Origin of the sequence: Microcoleus sp. FACHB-831, assembly GCF_014695585.1 — a bacterium.
Taxonomy (GTDB): domain Bacteria; phylum Cyanobacteriota; class Cyanobacteriia; order Cyanobacteriales; family FACHB-T130; genus FACHB-831.
The window spans coordinates 26,428-46,768 of sequence record NZ_JACJON010000023.1 but is presented as its reverse complement, the minus strand read 5'-3'; the positions used below and the strand labels follow the sequence as shown (position 1 = coordinate 46,768).

At 46.0% G+C, this 20,341-nt stretch carries 18 protein-coding genes and 1 tRNA gene; 6 read left to right on the top strand and 13 right to left on the bottom strand.

Features of this window, described 5'->3' with window-relative positions; all coding sequences use genetic code 11:
* Positions 1–6: 6 nt before the first annotated feature.
* The 4 genes from H6F77_RS03240 to H6F77_RS03225 all read right to left on the bottom strand — a co-directional run bounded on the left by H6F77_RS03240 (position 7) and on the right by H6F77_RS03225 (position 5,416).
* Positions 7–1,350, bottom strand: a complete 1,344-nt coding sequence (locus H6F77_RS03240) for a hypothetical protein (RefSeq protein ID WP_190485299.1) — start codon at positions 1,348–1,350, stop codon at positions 7–9.
* A complete protein-coding gene (locus tag H6F77_RS03235) occupies positions 1,350–1,760 on the bottom strand; it encodes a hypothetical protein (RefSeq protein WP_190485298.1) in 411 nt (136 codons plus the stop codon). The genes H6F77_RS03240 and H6F77_RS03235 overlap by 1 nt, the downstream gene beginning before the upstream one ends.
* A complete protein-coding gene (locus H6F77_RS03230) occupies positions 1,757–4,558 on the bottom strand; it encodes a CHAT domain-containing protein (RefSeq protein ID WP_190485296.1) in 2,802 nt (933 codons plus the stop codon). Before H6F77_RS03230 ends, H6F77_RS03235 begins: the two co-directional genes overlap by 4 nt.
* Before the next feature lie 645 nt (positions 4,559–5,203).
* Positions 5,204–5,416, bottom strand: coding sequence for a hypothetical protein (locus H6F77_RS03225; RefSeq protein ID WP_190485294.1), 213 nt, complete (start codon positions 5,414–5,416; stop codon positions 5,204–5,206).
* Positions 5,417–5,780: 364 nt separating this feature from the next.
* Between H6F77_RS03225 and H6F77_RS03220 the strand changes: the two genes are divergently transcribed.
* Positions 5,781–6,593, top strand: coding sequence for a carbon-nitrogen hydrolase family protein (locus H6F77_RS03220; RefSeq protein WP_190485317.1), 813 nt, complete (start codon positions 5,781–5,783; stop codon positions 6,591–6,593).
* Between the two features lie 103 nt (positions 6,594–6,696).
* On the opposite strand, the gene fba is transcribed toward H6F77_RS03220, so the two are convergent.
* From fba to H6F77_RS03205, 3 genes are all read right to left on the bottom strand, one after another.
* Positions 6,697–7,776: a class II fructose-bisphosphate aldolase gene (gene fba, locus H6F77_RS03215; protein WP_190485292.1), complete on the bottom strand. Its 1,080-nt coding sequence runs from the start codon at positions 7,774–7,776 to the stop codon at positions 6,697–6,699.
* Positions 7,777–8,015: 239 nt separating this feature from the next.
* A tRNA-Lys gene (locus H6F77_RS03210) sits at positions 8,016–8,087 on the bottom strand.
* Between the two features lie 64 nt (positions 8,088–8,151).
* Positions 8,152–9,021: an aldose epimerase family protein gene (locus H6F77_RS03205; RefSeq protein ID WP_190485290.1), complete on the bottom strand. Its 870-nt coding sequence runs from the start codon at positions 9,019–9,021 to the stop codon at positions 8,152–8,154.
* A gap of 357 nt (positions 9,022–9,378) precedes the next feature.
* Between H6F77_RS03205 and H6F77_RS03200 the strand changes: the two genes are divergently transcribed.
* Both H6F77_RS03200 and H6F77_RS03195 read left to right on the top strand, forming a co-directional pair.
* Entirely contained in the window at positions 9,379–9,588 is a 210-nt protein-coding gene (locus H6F77_RS03200) for a hypothetical protein (RefSeq protein ID WP_190485288.1), read from the top strand.
* A gap of 731 nt (positions 9,589–10,319) precedes the next feature.
* Entirely contained in the window at positions 10,320–10,637 is a 318-nt protein-coding gene (locus H6F77_RS03195) for a DUF6679 family protein (protein WP_190485286.1), read from the top strand.
* Between the two features lie 82 nt (positions 10,638–10,719).
* On the opposite strand, the gene H6F77_RS03190 is transcribed toward H6F77_RS03195, so the two are convergent.
* Both H6F77_RS03190 and H6F77_RS28205 read right to left on the bottom strand, forming a co-directional pair.
* Positions 10,720–12,348 (bottom strand): MBL fold metallo-hydrolase, encoded by a 1,629-nt coding sequence (locus tag H6F77_RS03190; protein WP_190485284.1) that lies wholly within the window; start codon positions 12,346–12,348, stop codon positions 10,720–10,722.
* Between the two features lie 119 nt (positions 12,349–12,467).
* The gene (locus tag H6F77_RS28205) at positions 12,468–12,590 is read right to left on the bottom strand and encodes a DUF8629 family protein (protein WP_255515684.1); all 123 of its coding nucleotides are present in this window, start codon (positions 12,588–12,590) and stop codon (positions 12,468–12,470) included.
* A gap of 42 nt (positions 12,591–12,632) precedes the next feature.
* Between H6F77_RS28205 and H6F77_RS03185 the strand changes: the two genes are divergently transcribed.
* The gene (locus H6F77_RS03185) at positions 12,633–13,229 is read left to right on the top strand and encodes a DNA-3-methyladenine glycosylase (RefSeq protein WP_190485281.1); all 597 of its coding nucleotides are present in this window, start codon (positions 12,633–12,635) and stop codon (positions 13,227–13,229) included.
* On the opposite strand, the gene H6F77_RS03180 is transcribed toward H6F77_RS03185, so the two are convergent.
* Entirely contained in the window at positions 13,226–13,786 is a 561-nt protein-coding gene (locus H6F77_RS03180) for a sporulation/spore germination protein (RefSeq protein ID WP_190485279.1), read from the bottom strand. The two genes, H6F77_RS03185 and H6F77_RS03180, sit on opposite strands and share 4 nt — an antisense overlap.
* Before the next feature lie 211 nt (positions 13,787–13,997).
* On the opposite strand from H6F77_RS03180, the gene mgtE reads away from it, so the two are divergent.
* Complete coding sequence (gene mgtE / locus H6F77_RS03175) at positions 13,998–15,347, top strand: magnesium transporter (RefSeq protein ID WP_190485277.1); 1,350 nt, start codon at positions 13,998–14,000, stop codon at positions 15,345–15,347.
* A 507-nt stretch (positions 15,348–15,854) separates the two neighbouring features.
* On the opposite strand, the gene H6F77_RS03170 is transcribed toward mgtE, so the two are convergent.
* Complete coding sequence (locus H6F77_RS03170; protein WP_190485275.1) at positions 15,855–16,460, bottom strand: HPP family protein; 606 nt, start codon at positions 16,458–16,460, stop codon at positions 15,855–15,857.
* A gap of 440 nt (positions 16,461–16,900) precedes the next feature.
* Between H6F77_RS03170 and H6F77_RS03165 the strand changes: the two genes are divergently transcribed.
* Entirely contained in the window at positions 16,901–17,890 is a 990-nt protein-coding gene (locus tag H6F77_RS03165; protein ID WP_190485273.1) for an aspartate carbamoyltransferase catalytic subunit, read from the top strand.
* Positions 17,891–17,916: 26 nt separating this feature from the next.
* Here the strand turns inward: H6F77_RS03165 and H6F77_RS03160 are convergent, their stop codons facing one another.
* Complete coding sequence (locus H6F77_RS03160; protein ID WP_190485271.1) at positions 17,917–19,872, bottom strand: hybrid sensor histidine kinase/response regulator; 1,956 nt, start codon at positions 19,870–19,872, stop codon at positions 17,917–17,919.
* Positions 19,832–20,335, bottom strand: coding sequence for a response regulator (locus tag H6F77_RS03155; protein WP_375335916.1), 504 nt, complete (start codon positions 20,333–20,335; stop codon positions 19,832–19,834). The genes H6F77_RS03160 and H6F77_RS03155 overlap by 41 nt, the downstream gene beginning before the upstream one ends.
* Positions 20,336–20,341: the final 6 nt, after the last annotated feature.

Genomic DNA, 20,341 nt, shown 5'->3' with positions numbered 1-20,341 from the left:
CACACTTTAGCGGGGACGAAGGAAACGACGTACTCCCCAGATTATTGCCGCGATCGCTAGTGGTGCTATACTCCATCCAAAGGCGTAAGATTGGGAAATGGGATTAATTTTTTCTGGTGGATCTTTGGGTGAGGCGAGTTGGGTTGAGATAATTGTTGCTGTGACGCCGCTGAGTCCTAATCCGAAGCTGGCGATCGCTATTGTATAGTTTAAGGCGCGATCGCTCTTAGTTTGTTCTATGTCGATTATGCCTTGAATTGTGCGGATGAGGTTTTCTAGTAGTGTTAATCCTGGGGTAAGGTTGGCGCTATCTGACTCTATCTGTGATAAATATTTTTCAAGGGCATAGTTTCTAAATTCTGCTAGCGATTTAAGCAGGTTGTTATCATCTTTTTTGGCTAGCATCTTCAGACGCTTTCTATAATTATCTAAATTTACTTTAATTGTGACGCTTTGGGCATTAAGGCGGATTAAGCTATCCGTGTAATTTGATATTGCGTCTAAGTTATCAGTTAGATTTTCCCGCAGCGTGTCGAGGCTGTAACTATGGCTATTAGTTTGTTTGGTAAAATTTATAATAGATTCTCGCCCTAAGCGATATTTATCTTTTAGATCTTCTTTAATTTGGCGGCTTTCTCGATAAGCCCAATTAATTTTATTGCGGTAGCAAAACAGGCGGATGAAGTCAAAATAAACCTCGCTTACTTTTGTTTTTAATAATTTTAGGTCTTCCCCTGGTGGAAATAGCCAGACTAAGATGTGAGAAGTTTCTTGAGATGAAGAATGCTGATTGAATTCGTATAATGTACCTCCTAGCAGTTGGTTCGCTTTTGATATAATTCCTTCAGCTTTAGGCGCTAATTGCTTATAGCATTCTTCAGCTACTTGCTTGGAGTTTTGTTGAGCATCTGTAAGTTGTCCCCAAATTAGCCAAGTTTCACCAATTGTTCCGCGCCATTTCCCTGCGTCTGGCTGGGGATCTATTTTAGATAATATTATTTGCTTCAGATCAGCTAAATTTTTGATAGGTTGGGGTTCATCTTCTTTATTTGTTTTGGAGCCAGAAAAGTCAACGTGAAGGGCATAAGTATCGCGCAGCAGTAGAGGATAATAATACCCATCGAGATCGGAAGCAAGCGCTATACCTCCTAGTGGGAGAAAATCTTTATCTGATTTTTCAGCTTCCTCTAGCTTATCTAAAAAAGCCTTAGCATCGGTTTTCTCTAAGTCGGGATAAATTTTTTGGCAGAAGCGCCGACGATTGGAGGTGATGTTTGTAGTTGGTTGTCCTAAACCTTCTCCCAAGTCATAGAGAAATAGATCGACTGTAGGGTAAATTATGTTATCCATTAGCAAGGATACCCAGATGCAAGAAGCGCTGCAATTTGGGCTGGGGAGAGGTTATTTTCTAAAACTTTAGTAGCCAACTCCTGAAGTTTGTCTTCCTCAAGATTTTCAATTTTTGCAACTAGAGTGTTGCTAGTTTCTGTACTTTGTTGTTCTGCGGCGTAATTGATGGTGGGTAAATCGGCTTTATTACGTTTTCTGGCATGGTCGTGTTCAGGCATACCAGCTTCTTGGTACAGTTTATCGAGTGGGGGATAACTTTCGGCGATCGCATCCAGTTTACCAAGATTTGCCATAATGTTGGGAGCGATCGCATTCAATTTTTCTTGCTGCTCTTGGGGTAGCGGCGAATCCAACTGAGCAAGAGCAATTAGAAAAGATCTTAAAGTAATAACATCAGCGTTTTTCATCATAACTCCGGTATTTTGCCAGTAATAGTAAACGCCGCCCAATAGTAGGGATGGTCGTAAAGTTTCTCCCCTGGTTCCATTCTATCAAGTTGCTTTAGCTCTCTTCTCAAAAACGGGCGGATAGTTCCCTCATCGTCGGGAAGCTTTTCACGTTCCGCTTGATAGAATTTAGTTAGATCCTCAACAGTCAAATCTCGCAGCCAGCGCAGTGCTTGTGCAAGCGCTTCTGCTGGTGGATTTGTGGCTAGCAAGCGATAGAATTGCATCATTACTAAAGCGCTGGCGGCTGATTCAACCGTCCACAAGGTAGTAACAACATGGGCGACACCCCAACGCAGAAAGCCACTGACTAAACCAACATATTCAGTTGTAATAGATTGATTGCCACTAATCGCGGTTTCGCAAGCAGAAAGGCTAACTAACTGATAGCTAGAATCTGGGAAGGCAAGGGGTAGAATTTCTTCTATAGCTAATCTATCTTTTCCACTAAGCGCCAAAGCAGAGAGTTTGGGATTATTAAAATTGTAGCTGCCATGCCCTGTAAAGTGGAAAATTTGGTGAGATTGTTGCAGCGCATCTTGTAATTTACTTTTAGTAGCTTCTGTGGCGGCGATGCGGGTGGTATTGGAGAACATCCGACAGATAATTTCAGATTCAATCTCGGCAAAAGGCAGGGGTAAAAGTTTTTCGCCGTCTTTATTTTCACTTTTGGGATGTTCGACGCTAAGTAGGGGAAATTCATAAATTGCCCCCGCCACTGGGGAGCTTGATGATAATTGCAGATTAATTCCCATTTGGGCGCTGGGAAGATAAGTAATAGTCAAGTTATCTGGAAACAGTGTATGCAGGGGGAAGCGGTGCAAATCGCGGTGAGGAATTAATATCAGATTACTAATGCTGTTGCGTGCGGATAAAGCAGATAAAATTGCTGGAATATCGAGGATTTTCCCCAGGCGATTTATCGCAGCGGGCAATTTATCTTGCCAGTTGTTTGTGGCTTCCCCTTGCTTATATTCAGATTTGCGATAAGCGGTGTAATCTGCATTCCAATCCTTCACCCATTTTTCAAACTCTGCTAGTTGTTTAACCCCCCTCAATTCCCCCGAAGCGGCGGTAAGCTGGAAACTTTCTTCTCCTTCCCCGTTTCGCGCAGGGATGGGGAGGGGTTCTTCTGCATCGCTTGCAATCAAAAATGTTGTCAGCGCGACTGGGCTAATATGCCAGTAAACTATTGCAGTAGTGGAATTCGCCAGTTGTTTAATATCTGAGTAATTGGGTTTGGGAATCTCATCACCCCACGCAGACAACAGCCAACTCAAACAAGAATTTTTGCCTTCTTCTGCTAACTCAATCGCCTGCAAGAGTTGCCCAGACTGAACGGCTATATCAACCGTCAACTGCTGAAAACCCGCAAATTTAAGAGCTAGCTGTTTTTTACTATCTTCTGAGCGATTTTTTTCATTCAGCAAACGCCGCAATAAATCTGTACCGCGTCGCCTTAATTCGTCTGCTTCAGTTGTTTGCCCCAAACCTAAGAGAGGTTTAATTAAATCTTGCAAAACATCGAGATGCAACTCAGGAAAATCTTCTGCTGTAAGAGTAATTAGGGCTTGCTTATACTCAACTACAGCTTTATCCCAATAGCCGCGATAATTTGATTTTCCTTCCCCTTCAAAATAGTGCGCGTCACCAATACGTTGATGCAACCTTCCCCAGCCTTCGGGGTGGGTGTCTTCGTGGCAATATTTTAAGCCTTCTTGATAACTCAACAACTCTCCTTCATAGCCGCGTCGAGCCAGAATCGGATTTAGCATCACTGATGGAGAAGCGGGGAATTGCATCTGCAAAATCATAGCTGCTTGGGGGTTATAGTTACGCGAATTCCCCGCAGCAACTCCTCGGTTAATCCAAGTGTCGTGGATGTCGTGTTTGACTTCTATAGCTTTATCAAAAGAAGCGATCGCATCTTCAAATCGCCCTAAATTTCCCAACGCAATTCCCCGGTTAAACCAAGCTTCGTGGAAGTCGGGTTTGAATTCTATAGCTCGATCGTAAAAAGCGATCGCTTCTTCAAATCGCCCTAAATTTTCCAACGTAATTCCCCGGTTAAACCAAGCTTCGTGGAAGTCGGGCTTGATTTCTATAGCTCGATTTGAAGAAGCGATCGCATCTTCAAATCGCCCTAAATTCTCCAACGCACTTCCCCGGTTAAGCCAAGCTTGGTGCAAGTCGGGTTTGAATTCTATAGCTCGATCGTAAGAGGCGATCGCCCCTATAAGATTCCCCGCCCTATATTGATCGTTGCCTCGATCAAACCATACTTCTGCATCTTGAGATTCCAAGTTAAAGATATTCTCTCTATCCTCTCTTTCCTCTGCTTCCTCTGCGCCTCTGCGGTTTGTATCTTCTCTTATAGACTTTGCATCTTGCCCGCTTTTCCCAACTGGTTTCGCTAACAAATCTCTACCAATATCAGCAGCAATTTCGCCAACTTCCCCACAACCCACACGACTCAAATTCACCATCCGCCACGCTAGCTGATGATCTGCATCTGGCAATTGCCGCAATTTTCTTCCATATTCACGCAGCCAATTTTTGAAGAAGCGATCGTTTACTCGATCTCCCAAATGTTGCAATATCTGCGACTGATTCCAATTCTGACTTACTCCAGTTAGAAGATTAGCGAACAACTGTTCATATTCGCGATCGCTCAGTCTTTCAATTTTTACCGCATTATCTCCCCGAATACCCAACAACCGCCGCAGGAATCGAACCAACCGCCGCCAAATTCCCCTAAGCATTTGCCGAATCTCCGCGATTATCGAATTTATCTAATTATAGGCTTGACAAAATAGCCTTAGCCAGTAACGTCGCTGTTATGTGATTAGCGCGGCGCAATCTGTTTTAATTTTCATAGTTTAAAGCGTGCGATCGCCTTTGATAATATTTTGGTTAGTGCCGAGTTATGGCGATTTTAAATATAGGATTGCGAGCGTTTTTAAGGGTGCGATCGCATTTATATTGACTATAGAAATATATATACAATTTACCCAGTTTGACTCGACATTACTGGCAATTTCTTCTGATTTATTTTGCTCTATATTTAGCAACTATTTTGCCAATTTTACCTAATTTGCTCTTCTAATTCAGCTTCAGCAATTATCGAATTTTTCACTAAAATTAGAGTATCCCAATGTTTGCAGTTAATTTGTGAGTGGGCATTGCCCACCCTACTAATGAAAAAATTTAACTAGCGATGCTAAATTCGCTGCTAGCGTCTGTGTCGGGCATTACATTTATCTAAATTCTAGGCGCAGCTAACTGGCGATCGCTCTTATGTGTTGTAGCGCAATGCGATCGCTTTTATGTGTCGTAGCGAGTATGCAATTGTTCTGCTGAAATATAACTAGCGTGCGCGATCGCGCATCGTAACGTGAGATCGCGCATTAACCTACCGCAGAAAGAGTTCTAGCATGCAGCAACTCGCGAGACTCCTGCTTTACCCTACCTTCCATCGCCTCTTTCTGTAAGGTGATGAAAGCCTGGAAGTCTTCAAAGTCATACTTGCTCTGCAAACGCTGACGCAACTGATCTTCTGCCTTAACCGTCAGATAACCACTAGCCAAAGCTTGTTCAACGATTTCACGAATCCGACACATTTTACTTACCCCCATAAGATACGAATTGCTACATTCCATAGTTGTAGACGAAGACTACAATGATTTGTGTCACAGTTCCGGATAACTTTACGCGATATCTTTCTAAAGAAAGAAATTTAATCGTAGTGCGATCGCACTACGATATATTTTATTACGTTTTGTGTCGCAAGGCGTCAAGTTGGCAATGCGCTAAGGATGCAAAGCCGTGCTAACCTATCCCCTATAAGTAGGAGCTATGCCCCGTAACGCGAGGCACTTCTCTCACCTACTCTCCCCTCCATACAAACGGATATTGGTGAGCGTTACGCTTCTTCCTGGGGAAAAATATATTGTGATTGTCTGTACCGCACGATTAGCCAAATCTATGAAGTCTTATCTCGCTGCTGCTATTCAAATGACCAGTCTGCCTGACGTGGAAAAAAACCTGGCTCAGGCAGAAGAACTGATCGATCTTGCCGTGCGGCAGGGTGCCGAGTTGGTAAGCTTGCCAGAAAATTTCTCATTTTTGGGAATGGAAGACGAGAAAATCGCACAAGCTAGTGCGATCGCCCTTGAAACTGAAAAATTTCTCAAAACAATGGCGCAGCGCTTCCAAGTCACCCTGCTAGGCGGCGGCTTCCCCGTACCAGTCGATAGCGGCAAAGTCTACAATACGGCTCTGCTAATCGACCCTAGCGGTCAAGAACTCGCCCGCTACCAGAAAGTCCACCTATTTGATGTCAACCTGCCCGATGGCATTACCTACCGCGAATCTACTACCGTTCAGGCTGGTTCTCAACTGCCACCAGTCTATCCTTCGGCAAATCTAGGTACGTTAGGACTCTCTGTTTGCTACGATGTCCGCTTCCCGGAACTTTACCGACATTTGGCGCACAAAGGAGCCGACATCATATTTGTCCCCGCTGCCTTTACCGCCTACACCGGGAAAGACCACTGGCAAATTCTGCTACAAGCAAGAGCGATTGAAAACACCTGCTACGTCATCGCTCCAGCGCAGACTGGCCGACACTACGCCCTGCGCCAGACTCACGGACACGCGATGATTATTGACCCTTGGGGCGTAATTTTAGCTGATGCTGGGGATGCGCCAGGAGTGGCGATCGCAGAAATTAACCCCGCCCGTCTAGAACAAGTGCGCCGCCAAATGCCCTCCCTGCAACATAGGGTTTTTGTTTAGCGTTGATTGCTGAACCATCAACCAATAAAAAACCGGGCAGCACTAACAGCTACCCGGAAAGCTTGGGGGGCGAACAATACGCCCTCCTTACCTTTTGTGTGAATTAGGCAGTAACAGCCTTCTTGGTGACAGCGTTCAAATCGCCCTTGGCATACTTAGCAGCATACTCATCCAAAGACATCTGCTTGATCTTGGTACCATTACCAGCAGTGCCAAAAGAGTTGTAGCGGTCTGAACAAACCTTCTGCATATACTTAATGGAAGGCTTCAAGAAGTGACGGGGGTCAAACTCCTTAGTATCTTTGGCTAGCGCTTCCCGCACAGCAGCGGTGATTGCCAAGCGGTTATCGGTGTCAATGTTGATTTTGCGGACGCCGCTCTGAATACCCTTCTGAATTTCTTCAACAGGCACGCCGTAGGTTTCGGGGATTGTACCGCCGTACTGGTTAATCAGGGCGAGCAAATCTTCTGGTACAGACGAGGAACCGTGCATAACCAAGTGGGTGTTGGGCAGGCGGCGGTGAATTTCTTCAATGCGGCTGATAGCCAGGATTTCTCCGGTCGGCTTACGGGTGAACTTGTAAGCGCCGTGACTGGTGCCGATGGCAACTGCCAAAGCATCTACCTGGGTTTGCTCAACGAAGGCAACAGCTTCGTCTGGGTCGGTCAGTAGTTGGTCGTGCGAAAGAACGCCTTCAGCACCGTGACCGTCTTCAGCTTCACCCATACCAGTTTCCAGAGAACCCAAGCAGCCAAGTTCGCCTTCAACGCTGGCACCGATCGAGTGGGCAACTTTCACCACTTCGCGGGTGACGTTGACGTTGTACTCGAAGGTAGCTGGAGTCTTGGCATCGGCTTCTAGGGAACCGTCCATCATCACGCTGGTGAAGCCGTTGCGGATAGCAGAGTAGCAGGTGGCTGGTTCATTGCCATGATCTTGGTGCATGACAATGGGGATGTGGGGGTAGGTTTCCACCGCTGCCAAAATCAGGTGGCGCAGGAAATTTTCGCCAGCATACTTACGAGCGCCACGAGAAGCTTGCAGAATCACCGGGCTGTTTGTCTCATGGGCAGCCTGCATGATGGCTTGGATCTGCTCCATGTTGTTGACGTTGTAAGCTGGGATGCCGTAATTGTTCTCAGCCGCGTGATCCAAAAGCAGCCGCATTGGTACGAGCGCCATATCTGATACTCCTATTAACTGGTTGTCAGTTAGTTTGTTCTGGACGGGCAAAATTATTACAATAATCTTAAGATACTTTTCGCCCCATAGCGTATTGTTTGCGGAAAATTGGGGATCGCCCATACGTCAACAAGTTTTCGGGTAAGCCCCTGCCACTGTTTTGATGCTTAAAAAACCCGCTCTGTGGCCAGAAAACGGGCTGGTTTAATTTTTTATTGAATCCGGAGGCCGGAATTTTATGGGTCGCCCGGGATTCGAACCCGGAACTATTCGGTTAAAAGCCGAGTACTCTACCGTTGAGTTAGCGACCCGTTCGCTGCGTTTTTGCAACGTTTACAACCTTAACACAGCTCTCTAAAAATATGCAAGCACTTTTCAGAAGAAAGTTGCACTCAGGCAAACTCGTGTTTCGCAACTAGCTCCAGGATCTAGGTAAATCAAGCGATCGCCACTGTTGAGCGCGTTACGAGGGGCACTCCAAGGCTCTAGGCAGTAAAAGTCTTTGCCCTTAACTGTCCAGAAAACTACGATCGAATAGCTTTCGTCGTAACTGAGTGTTAGCTGCAACTGGCGGCTAGCGTCGGTTACGTTTGCCGACTGGCTAGAAACATTAAGAAAAGCAGCGTCAATTTCATCGCTGTTGAAGTCAAAGTCGCCGTTGAAAAAATGGGTTGTTTTGGTGCGCTGGTCTGCGTATTGGTCGGATGGGATATCAAACTTTAGCTGTGTCTTGTCGGAAGAAACAAAGTAGGGATGCAAACCAGTTGAAAAAGGCATCGGTTCAGCCGACTGGTTGGTGTACCGTTGCCGAATTTCTAGGGTGTTGCCCTTAAGTTGGTAGGTGAAGGCTACTTGGAAATCAAATGGATAAAGGGCACGGGTTCGATCGTTGCTGTTGAGTACGAGGGTAATGCTAATCGGGTCAGCCGTAGTTGTGTCGGTGACTTCCCAAGGCAGGTCGCGGGCAAAGCCGTGTTGCTTGAGGGTGTATTGTCTGCCTTGATGGGTGTAGGTATTTTCAGGTAAGTTGCCGCAGATGGGAAACAGAATGGGAATTCCGCCCCGCACGCTTAATTCTGGATTGGCAAATCTTTCTGCATCTAGATATAGGATTTCGCGATCGCGAATCCGCCATTGTGTAATGATGCCACCGCGCTCTGGGACGACTTCTAGCTGCGCCTGGGCGGCAACATCTGAGAGGATGTAGGTTTTGTATTGCTGTTCGCGAACGGCGATCGCTTCCACGGCTGTTGTTTTTACTCGCTGGGTTACTTTCAGTTGTCTCGAACTTTAACAGAATTTTATTCAACTCCCCCGCTCAGCTTTACAGATTTTTAATACTTAATCTTTTATGCTGTGCTTAAGGACATAAGTATCTCTTGTGTCTACCCCCGGCCTCAAACACCAAAACTCGCTGCTGCTGTCTGTCGGTAAGAGAAAAATATTTCTTTGTTACGCATAGGCTAGATTTCTACATCTGTGATAAAGATCACAGGTGCATTTGCAGCACAATCACACTTATTGGCTGATTTCAATCAGTTTCTAGGTTTGAGAATTATTTCATAGTAGAATAGAAAACTATTAAAGGATGCTCTGCTAGTTATGATTCGCGCACTTGTGAAGTCTGCTTTCCAAACGGGTTGCTTCAGCGTGGCCTCAGAAGGTTTGATACGCCAGGTACTGGCGTATAAAGGCTACCATTCAGCCGATTTAGATGCCTTAGATACCCTCTGCGAGGCAGTGAAGACGGGCGAAATTCAACGAGAGGCGGGTGGGAGCGATACGCAGGTATTGAGTCACAGCACTCGCTAACATTACTTTGGGCTACTCGAACCCCCAAGCGCCAGCTCATAGCGGCATAAGGCGCCAAGTTTGTAGCGGGCAGAGAGAACTAGCATCAAAGAGAAGTATTAATAATAAAAATTTTGATTTTAACAATGCCCCCAGCGATCGCGTTGGGGGCAAAATTTTTAGATTAAAATATTATTACAGGACTTATTCGCGGGGAAAAACCCTGAGTTCTCAAAGATTAGCTACCCCGAAAGCTACCATTATTCAATGGCTAAATCATCATCGGTGCTTCGGTTTACAGGCTCCCTGCATGCCCGCTTCAAGGGTAGTGCCCCACCAACTCAACGGCAAAGCTCCAACTTACCGCGCCATTACCTGCGTGCAAGTTTCCCAGACGTTTCATAACCGCTCCTGAAAAAATGCAAAAATTTGCTCGCGCCGCCGACGACATACCATGTCTGCTCTATCCTTCAACAAAGCTTGCGAGTACGAGTAACATCGTTAAAAGCCTTGTGCGCGAGGATGACTTGGTTTAAAAGTAACAGTCGTTGGTATCGTGAAATTACTACCTTAAATGCCGCTCAATTCCAGCTAAACTGTGAGATTAAATCGGCAAGATTATCTAGAGATCTCACTTTGAGACAGGTAAAATCACGGGAACCCACCCCCGTCAAGTTAGATCTAAGCCGTATACCCCATCAGGGGGCGGTAGGTTCAAAAGCATTAGAACAGTTATATAGGAGAAGCAACCTATGCTACACCGCAAGATTTATCAACTCTGTTGCGATGGTCGTGAGGTCTGTATTTTCTTGCGGGATCAGCAACGTTGGATAGAACGCGCTCGCATCATCGACATTGAAGGAGATTTAGTTACCCTACGCTACGAGACCGACGAAGAAGATGAAGCCTGTTCTTGGGAAGAAATGCTGCGCTTAGAAAGCATTGGCGCGGTTCAGACGAAGCTGGCATCAGTACCTAGAGGCAATGCTGAACCTCTCGTCTCTGATGATTGCCCAGAAGCAGAACAAATTCGCCCTCGTTCCCCAGAAGATGGCGGGACTAGAGATTAGAGGAGTAGCAGAGTTAGAAGTTATGAGTTTAGAAATTTTCTCATAACTCCTAACTTTTAGCTCGGTACTCTATGGCGATCGCTCACTCCGTCCCGTGAGCGGGTTGAAATACGGGACAGTAACCTTCTGGCGTGACTTTAAAGCCATACAGAGGAGAATCTGGATTCCAACACCGCTGCCCCCTTTGGTGACGACAGTTGCCACAGCATTCGATATCAGCAGGGATTCTGGTGTTGCCCCCCTGACTTAGTAATTCGCGTTGGGATAACCCGCGCAACACCAGTTCCTCACCCTGCCAACGAGCTTCTACTAACCCAGTATCTGCAAAATGGTTCCAGCGAGGATCGGCAGCGATCGCTTCTGGTAGCGTAATAGTCACTACCGTTCCCAGCTCAGTAAGCTCCCCTTCGTAGTTGGTTTCAGTTGGTGCCGCAGGTTGAACAAACGTTTCGCCAATTGGCAGCTCTACCAAGGTTTGGGTTGTGGGAGAATGCAAGTGGTAGCGGTTTTGCAACTCCTCCAAACCAGTCAGGTCTCCTAAGTAAGTCGGAGAACCGTGAATAAAAATTACGTGCTGGGGACGCAAATTATGAATCAGTTGCGTTGTTCCCAGGCCATCGGAATGTTGAGCCAGCAAATAGGTTTCCACGCTGGCCAGCCCTAAGTCCTGAGTTCTGACGGGGTATCCTGGTGTTTGAGGGAGTAATAAGACCCAAGCATTAGCATCAGGCTGCCAGTATTCTCGCCAATCAACTGCTCTATCGGTAAGGACGATGCAAGGAGAGCGACCAACAGAGCCGCGTTGTTCTGGCGGCAAACGGCGCATCCGGGGGCGCACGCGAGCATCCCAAAACAGGGGTTGATGTCGAGCAAAGTTCTGTACAGAAGTAGGCAGGTGGGGCAGTAGTTCCAAGTAAGCATCGCAGCCGCCCGCCACTGTGCCATCTACCCAGATATCCAAGTCGCGGCCAGTGAAGAGGTGATGGCTCCGCAGGAGCATCAGAAGTTCTTGACCCAGACCCAAAGTTGGCACTGGTAGCAAGACGGATTGCTGTTGAGCGATCGCCAGGTTTATCCGATCCACCAGGCTGTTTTCTTGTTGACGACGATGGGGGTGGCGAGCCGTGCCATAACTGCCCTCAACGATCAGCACGTCTGGCTCCAGACCCCGCAAAGCTTCTAGGGGCAATCCCTCCACCAGCCGCGAGTTAGAGAGGAAAAAGTCGCCAGTATAAAGTATGGTGTAAGAGCGGTGAGGAGCAGTGTAAGTCAACTGAATCGCTGCTGCTCCAGGCAAATGTCCCGCGGGGAATAATTCGGCACAAAGCCCATCAATAAATTCGACAGGCGATCGCCAAGGCAACGCCTGACAGAATCTAATAATATCCTTCGGCTCGATATCCGGCCAATTTAGCGGCAACAACTGAGTTGTCACTTCGCTGGCGTAAATAGGCAACTGCGGGAAAGCTTGATGTAGAGCCAGCAAACCCCTCGCGTGATCCGGGTGTGCGTGAGTACACAACACTAAATCTGCCGGTGGTTTCCCCTCTACCAGCAATGGCGAAATGTCTGCTAACCCACAGTCAAGCAGAATGCGGTGTCGCCCCATCCTCACCAACAAGCACACTCCTTCATCCCCATGACCTGCGCCATAGGGGAAACACGCTAACTCTTCACTAGCCTGAGAGTGTGCTGGGGGACGTTGACTCATCCTTGGGGACTCGCGAATGGGGCATGGGGAGTGGAGGGAGTTTTGAATTAATAAGTCTTACGAGTTATTCGTAAGTTTACTCATAACTCTATTGCCAAATTCCTAATTGCTAATCGCTTTTAGTGGGCAGAACCGTTCCCATGATAGTTGTCAGAATCGTAGAATCCATTTTTAGTGCCAAAGAACAGGCACGAGACAGTAAACACAACTGTTAATATTGCTAAAGCTAGCTTGACATCCATTGTTTTTTAGGAAGGTAGAGTTTAATTTGGGTATATTTACTGATGAATTTTAGCAAATTTACTCAGATTGTAGAACCTAATTGGCTGGCGCGTCCATCAACCTTAGTAGCGCCAGATCTTATAGGCTGCACGTTAGTGCGCTTGCTGCCCAATGGCGAGATTGTTCGCGGAATAATTGTGGAAACAGAAGCCTACGGGCCAGACGATCCAGCTTGTCACGCCTACCGACGACGCACAAGGCGCAATGAGGTGATGTTTGGGCCAGCCGGAAGAAGTTATGTCTATTTAATATATGGTTTGTATCGCTGCCTTAATATTGTCACGGACAGCGAAGGAGTTCCCAGCGCAGTTTTAATTCGTGCCTTGCAGCTAGAATCAGTACCGCCTTGGATTGACCAACCTCCAGCGTCGAAAGTGCATAGAATTGCCGCTGGACCGGGTAAACTCTGCCAAGTTCTGCAAATTGACTTGAGTTTGAATGCACTTGTATTGCAACAGGGGAACCCCCTATGGCTGGAACATAGGCTAGAGCAATTTCAAGCAGACATTGTACAAACTACTAGGATTGGCTTATCGCAGGGGGCTGATTTACCCCTGCGATGGTATTTGAATAAGTGTCCTTCTGTCTCTAAGCTTTAGAGGTAAATTTCTTCCCCTTGCTCGGTGAAACGAACATCTTTAATCTTCCATTGCGAGTTACTGGTTAAAGTTTTCCGCAAGCTACCAAAGAGAGCAAACTGTTCGCACGAAGACAAAGAGACAAATTGGCGTCTAGAATTACCCGATACGCGCATATCAACTGTAGCTACACCAGTTTGTGAATTAACGCTGACGCGATACCCAGCAAGATTAAAATCTGAGTTGGCTCGATCCTCAATGACTCTACCCACCGCCGCTTCTACGGTACGCGCAGATGGAACGGCTACTTTTTCTGCCACCAGATCTTGGCATTGATTATCTGGTTTATAGATAGTTACTGTGACTGTGTTTTTGTCCGCAGCTATAGAAGCTGCAATATTCCCAGCAGTCTTTGAAGGCGGAATTACTCCTGGTGTTGTGACAGCAGGAGCAGGCTGATTAGGAGTATCTAGCGCCGCTTCAACTTGGCGGTTATCTGCTGGAGAAGTACAACTACTAAGACTAACGACAGTAGCGGCAAGTGCTACGGTTGCAAGATATTTTTGAATATGGTTCATAACTGGTGAAATCTGGATTTAGAGTGACTTGTACCGAACAAATCATGATTGTGGATTGCACCTTCAGGGGCTAGCATAGATTTACTGGTATTCCTAGCTAATATCAGTGTTGATTTCTAAAGATTCTATGGACCAAAGTCCATTCCCTGACAGTAGTAAACTCCTCTAACCGGGCATCTAATCTCCCGGTTAGGGGAGACTAGGAGGTTTGATGCTCACCCAAGAAGGACGTGTTGCGCTGTCGGATATTGGCGATTTAAACCAGTTGAAGTCGGAACTGAATCGCATACCCGCTGTAGATGTAGGGGATTACATTGCTGAACTGCCCGCAGAACGGCGGGCGATCGCTTTTCGCTTGCTCAAAAAAGATCAGGCGATTGACGTATTTGAGTATCTACCGCCTGAAGTGCAGGAAGAGCTAATTGGTTCGCTTCACGACACCCAGGTTTGCCAGATTGTTGAATCTATGCGCCCTGATGACAGGGCAGAATTGTTTGATGAGTTGCCTGCTGGGATAGTCAAGCGGCTGGTGCAGCAACTCAGCCCGACTGAACGACAGGCAACGTCGATGATTTTGGGTTATCCAGAAGGCACGACAGGGCGCGTGATGACAACAGAATACGTGCGCCTGCGCGAGGGATTGACGGTAGGAGAAGCTTTGAGCAAAATCCGCCTCTCCGACCGAGATAAGGAAACGATTTACTACGCCTACGTCACCGACAACAACCGCAAGTTAGTGCAGGTAGTTTCGTTGAGGCAATTGCTGTTTACGATTCCTGATGTTCTGATTCGGGATATTGCTAGCGATCGCGTCGTCAAAGCTTATACCGAAACTCCCCAAGAAGAAGCTGCCCAAACAATGAAGCGCTATGACTTGATAGCCCTTCCTGTAGTCGATCGAGAAGATCGGCTAGTGGGCATTATCACCATTGATGACGTGGTGGACATTTTAGAAGAGGAAGCAACTGAAGATATTCAGAAACTGGCTGGCGTCAGCGGCGGCGACGAAGCAGCTTTGTCTCCTCCATTAGTGACAATCCGCAAGCGTCTGCCTTGGCTGGTCGGGAATATTGGTTTGTACATTGCAGCCGCAAGTGCGATCGCGCCCTTTCAAGGCGTGATTTCAGTTGTCCCCGTCCTAGCCGTGATCATGCCAATTTTGTCCAACGCCAGCGGTAATGTCGCCATTCAGGCTTTATCTGTAACAGTGCGCGGGCTGGGTGTCGGCGAAGTAACTCCTGCTGATACACCACAAATTCTCCGCAAGGAACTCCTAGCTGGGGTGGGTACAGCCGTGGCATTGGGCTTGTCGTTGGGTATCCTGTCTTTAATTTGGTCGCCTGCTAACGAGCGATGGGTAGCGATCGTGGCAGCACTCGTGATGTGTGTGAATGTGTTCATAGCCGCCGCACTGGGAACGTTACTGCCAATGGGTTTGAAGCGATTAAAGCTAGATCCGGCGCTAATTAGCGGGCCGCTACTAACTACCATGCTAGATGCAGTCGGTTTTTTGACCTTTCTCAGCCTGATTTCATTTGCTTTAAAGATAGTAGCAAGATGAGCGGTCAATTACGTTCGGTTCACCATAGTAAAAATTTGGTGTTAGCGAGAGGTAGGATGTTTTAGAACACGAATTCTAGCATTAAAACCTCAAGTTATATCTAACTTCAGCAACACCAATTTTTTATAGCCAATGCTTAGGATAATTCCTATTTTCTACAACATTATTACAAACCACAGCCTAAGCACCAGAATAATGGAGCCTTCAATTGCAGAGGTTAGTAAAAGTGCTACTTTGCGTTAGTCATAATTATGGCTAACGCTACTGCTTCCCAAGGGAGATGTAGAGTTTTAATTAATTGCATACTTCCAATTGCAGTTGCTACTGCCATACCCCCTGGCCAAAGTTCAAAACCAAAAGATAGAGAATAGTCAGGCTGACTAAAGTAGCAATGAAATTCCCGTCTATCGCATTACCAGTTTGTGGCTTCGGGATAATATGATTGAATAGGCAATACATGAACATGAAAACGTTAAAATATCATTTACTTCAGCAACTTTAAACTTCTTACAGCCAGTGCTTTGGATAAGTCCTTTCTTCTGCCAGATTATTAAAAACCACAGCGCATAATACCAGAATAATAGAACCTTCAAGGGCAGGAGTCAGCAAAAATTGCCAGGAAGCCTTTGTCATCATCACGACTAATGCAACTGCTCCCGCAGGCGGGTGCAAAGTTCCGGTAAACTGCATCATACCGATGGAAGTGGCGACAGCAAATCCCATCGCCCAAGGTGACGAACCGAAAAGATGCAGAATAGTTAAGCTGACTACAGCAGCTACGATATTACCCCCAATCACATTACGGGGTTGAGCCAAAGGGCTGTCAGGTACGCCAAAGATTAATACGCTAGTGGCACCAAAGGGAGCCATAAGCAGAGGAGTATTTGTTTTCGTGCTTAGGTAAGCCGTTGCTGCTATTGCCAGGAAACTACCGAACCAACTCCAAAAGATATGTCTGTGATGAGGTCTATCTATGGGGCACGTCAGGGGACACGAACGCCACCTTCCACGTATCTTGAACCAGTAATTTTCCCATTTCAACTGAATTTTTTTGTAATTTAACCTGGATAAATAGGTGTAATTAGTGCGTTTTTGGGGTAAATTTCCTTTCATAAAATCCACAAGTAATAAATAAACAGTAACCTTGCAACAAATTTTCTCGAAACGCTCAAAATTTCACTACAAAGAAAAAATGCGTTCCAAGTTTTTGGCTAAAAAATATCTAAAGTTTCGAGTGCAGGCTGAAGATTAGGGCACGCGCTTCTAGCTTGCTATTCTTCCCTAGTGGCTTGGATATCTACCCCCACTAACGTGCATTTTTCCATGAGGTAAATTTAAGAATTTAAACACGGGTTTAACAAATGTCATGGAATCTTGACATATCTTTAATTAAGCTATCGTTAAACTTCCAAAAATGGAACTTATAAACTATATGTATAGTTAATAACAGGAATAACATAAAATTATATAAAATAAGCTAAGGCTTTTAAACCTGCGCCTCTATCAATGGCTGGATTAGTGTAATTTGTTAAGGAAATTTCTCAGTTATCCGTATGCCTTCTAATACATGGACTCGCCGCCACATTATTTCCTTGGCTGACTTCACTACAACTGAATACGACACAGTGCTGCAAACTGCTGCGAGTTTCCGCGAGGTACTGTCGCGGCGGACTCCGAAAGTGCCGACATTGCAGGGTCAGGTAGTGGCTAATTTGTTTTTTGAACCTTCTACCCGCACGCGCAGTAGTTTTGAACTGGCTGCAAAGCGATTGTCAGCTGATACGCTAAATTTTGCCGCCGCAACGTCTTCTTTGACTAAAGGGGAAACCATTCTGGATACGGCAAAGACGTATCTTGCAATGGGAACCGATATTATGGTAATTCGGCATCAAGAGGCGGGAGTGCCACAAGCGATCGCCAACGAGATGGATCGGCTAGAATCGCGGGTGGGCGTCCTTAACGCTGGTGACGGTCAGCACGAACATCCTTCACAAGCACTTTTAGACTTATTTACCATCACAACCCTTTTAGACCCAGACCGACCTCGCATCGAACTTCTGAAGGACAAAAAAATTGCCATTGTCGGGGATATTTTACACTCGCGGGTGGCGCGGTCTAACATTTGGAGTTTAACTGCAACTGGTGCAGAGGTGCATCTAGCCAGTACGCCCACCTTATTACCCCAATTGTTTGCTAATTATGGTATCGATAGACCAGGCAAACTATTTCTGCATTGGGATGTTGAGCCAGCTTTAGAAAATGCCGATTTTGTGATGACATTGCGGCTGCAAAAAGAAAGAATGACACAGCATTTGTTGCCTTCTTTGCGAGAGTATCATCAACGGTATGGAATAACGCGCGATCGCATCAAACTCTGTAAAGATGAAGTCAAAGTTTTGCATCCCGGCCCAGTTAATCGAGGCGTTGAAATTAGCTCTGACCTAATGGACGACTTGCAATTTAGCCTCATTTCTCAACAAGTGACTAGCGGCGTTGCGGTGCGGATGGCACTATTGTATCTGATGGGTGGCGGCAAAGCTTAAAATAGCAACTCTTCATTTTTTATAAGTTAATTCTCAGTGAGAACTAAATTTATAGTTTTTAGTAATTTTTTGGAGGTGTAGGGTTTTGACAAAAATGTTTTAACCGTACTACCAGCATTCTTGGCAATTTTTTCATTTGCAGTGATGCCGCTGATGGCAATAATCTTGACATAGGGGTTAATTTTTTGCAAAGTTCGTATGGTTGTTGCACCATCCATAGACGGCATCATCATATCCAGTAAAACCACGCTGATATCGGATTTTTTTTGGGCATAAGTTGCGATCGCTTCAATTCCATCACTAGCAGTTAACACTCGATAACCATAAGTTTCTAGCGATGTCTTTGTAACCTCACAAATAGCGACTTCATCATCAACAACGAGTACTAATTCGCCGTTTCCTTTAGGCAGTTCTAAATCTTCCCTATACTGCGTTTCAGTTGCTTCTACGGCTGGCAAGTAAACCTTAAACTGCGTTCCTCTTCCCACATCGCTAGTAACCTTTATAAAGCCGCCGTGACTTTTAACAATCCCTAAAACTGTTGAAAGACCTAGACCAGTGCCTTTACCAATTTCTTTAGTTGTGAAGAATGGCTCAAAGATTCTATCTAGAATATCTTTGGGCATCCCCGTACCCGTATCCGATACTGTAAGAACAATATAAGCACCAACCTTAGCTTCAATATTCATGCGGGCATAGTTTTGATCGACGATCAAATTTTCCGCGCAGATACTAATAGTGCCCCCGACGGGCATAGCGTCGCGTGCATTTACGCAAAGGTTCATCAGAACTTGATGCAGTTGCGTAGCATCTCCAGAGACAGTCCAAAGGTCTTGCGGTATATCAGTATAAAATTCTAGTGATTTCGGGAATGTTTGTTTGGCAATCTGTTTAATTTCAGATATTAAATGTCTTACTTGCAGAACCGTGCGTTCGCCTTCAATTCCACGTGCAAAAGACAGCACTTGCTTTACCAAAGCGGCTCCGCGTTTAGTATTGTTTTTCAGTATTGGTAACAGCCGTAGACTTCGCTCATCTGTTACTTGCGCCTCTAAAAGTTGAATTGCCATCATAATTGGCGTCAGCACATTGTTCAAATCGTGTGCAATTCCGCCTGCAAGCGTGCCGATGCTCTCCAATCGTTGTGCCCTGAGAAACTGGGCTTCGAGTTGTTTGCTAGAGGTGATATCTGTATTAACAACGAGGATTGATTTGGCTTGCGCCTGTTCATCGCGTACCAGCGTCCAGCGGCTAGAAACTATGACTTCTTTGCCATCGCGGTTGAATTGATGCAACTCACCCTGCCATTCGCCTTTCTCAGCAAGAGTTTTCTGGATATCTGTAGGAGGAAAGCGGTCTGATGATAAGTTTGAGTTGCTATTAACAAATGAAGCGCCGAAGTCTTCTTTGGTAGGCAGGATTTTGCTATACAAAAGCTGCACGGCATTTTTGCCCAAAGCATCAGTCGCTTTCCATCCGTAAAGGCGTTCAGCACCTTTGTTCCAGAAGAGGATTTTGTTATCTCGATCTTGCACAAAAATAGCGTCTGTTGCGACATCAAGTAGGGCAGCTTGTTCGCGTATTTTTTGTTCTGCTTGCTTGCGTTCGATGGCGTAGCGAATGGAATGTTCTAGCAAAGGCGCGCCAATGTGACCTTTGTCCAGGTAATCTGCCGCACCTGCTTTCATCGCTTCGACATCTATTTCGCGATCGCCCTGTCCGGTAAGTAAAATTATCGGGGCTTTGCAGCCTTTGGCAACTGCTTCGCGCAACAGTTCCAATCCGTTGCGATCGCCTAGACGATAATCAACCAAATACACATCATGCCGAGTTTGAGCGATCGCTTCTAGTGCAGCATCATAAGTCGCTACCCATTCCAAACTAAATCTAACTCGTTCGACTTCATCAAGCAAATCGCGAGTCAGTATATAGTCATCTTCATCATCCTCGACTAAAAGGACTCTGATTGGGTAGATGTTCATATCCGTCTTCCACTCCTGCTGGTGGCAGTTCCACAATTTCAAACCAATATTTTCCTAGAGCTTTCATTACCTCAACTAAAGACTCGAACGTTACAGGCTTAGTAATAAAAGAGTTTGCGCCCAAGTCATAGCTGCGATAAATGTCTGCGTCAGCTTTTGAAGTTGTCATTACCACAACGGGGATTTGCCGCAGATTCGGGTCGGCTTTAATCTCCTTAAGTGCCTCGCGCCCGTCTTTTTTCGGCATATTTAGATCTAGCAGTATTAGACCAGGGCGGGGCGAACTACTTGCCTGAGTATATTTGTTCCGTCGATACAGATAATCTAGCAATTCCTCTCCATCCTCAACAAAGTACAAACTGTTAGCCAATCTGCTCTCTGCCATTGCCTCTCTAGCTAATAGACGGTCATCAGGATCGTCCTCAGCCATGAGGATGGAGATCGGTATTCCGGGATCGTTCACTTTGGG

Bases quoted from the DNA above. Each gene is read 5' to 3' on its own strand.
- H6F77_RS28205 (WP_255515684.1), bottom strand. From the start codon at position 12,590: ATGGATGTCAAGCTAGCTTTAGCAATATTAACAGTTGTGTTTACTGTC.
- H6F77_RS03240 (WP_190485299.1), bottom strand. From the start codon at position 1,350: ATGGATAACATAATTTACCCTACAGTCGATCTATTTCTCTATGACTTG.
- H6F77_RS03160 (WP_190485271.1), bottom strand. From the start codon at position 19,872: ATGAACATCTACCCAATCAGAGTCCTTTTAGTCGAGGATGATGAAGAT.
- H6F77_RS03180 (WP_190485279.1), bottom strand. From the start codon at position 13,786: ATGAACCATATTCAAAAATATCTTGCAACCGTAGCACTTGCCGCTACT.
- H6F77_RS03200 (WP_190485288.1), top strand. From the start codon at position 9,379: ATGATTCGCGCACTTGTGAAGTCTGCTTTCCAAACGGGTTGCTTCAGC.
- H6F77_RS03220 (WP_190485317.1), top strand. From the start codon at position 5,781: ATGAAGTCTTATCTCGCTGCTGCTATTCAAATGACCAGTCTGCCTGAC.
- H6F77_RS03230 (WP_190485296.1), bottom strand. From the start codon at position 4,558: ATGCTTAGGGGAATTTGGCGGCGGTTGGTTCGATTCCTGCGGCGGTTG.
- mgtE (WP_190485277.1), top strand. From the start codon at position 13,998: ATGCTCACCCAAGAAGGACGTGTTGCGCTGTCGGATATTGGCGATTTA.
- H6F77_RS03195 (WP_190485286.1), top strand. From the start codon at position 10,320: ATGCTACACCGCAAGATTTATCAACTCTGTTGCGATGGTCGTGAGGTC.
- H6F77_RS03170 (WP_190485275.1), bottom strand. From the start codon at position 16,460: ATGAAAGGAAATTTACCCCAAAAACGCACTAATTACACCTATTTATCC.
- H6F77_RS03165 (WP_190485273.1), top strand. From the start codon at position 16,901: ATGCCTTCTAATACATGGACTCGCCGCCACATTATTTCCTTGGCTGAC.
- H6F77_RS03190 (WP_190485284.1), bottom strand. From the start codon at position 12,348: ATGAGTCAACGTCCCCCAGCACACTCTCAGGCTAGTGAAGAGTTAGCG.
- H6F77_RS03185 (WP_190485281.1), top strand. From the start codon at position 12,633: ATGAATTTTAGCAAATTTACTCAGATTGTAGAACCTAATTGGCTGGCG.
- fba (WP_190485292.1), bottom strand. From the start codon at position 7,776: ATGGCGCTCGTACCAATGCGGCTGCTTTTGGATCACGCGGCTGAGAAC.
- H6F77_RS03235 (WP_190485298.1), bottom strand. From the start codon at position 1,760: ATGATGAAAAACGCTGATGTTATTACTTTAAGATCTTTTCTAATTGCT.
- H6F77_RS03225 (WP_190485294.1), bottom strand. From the start codon at position 5,416: ATGTGTCGGATTCGTGAAATCGTTGAACAAGCTTTGGCTAGTGGTTAT.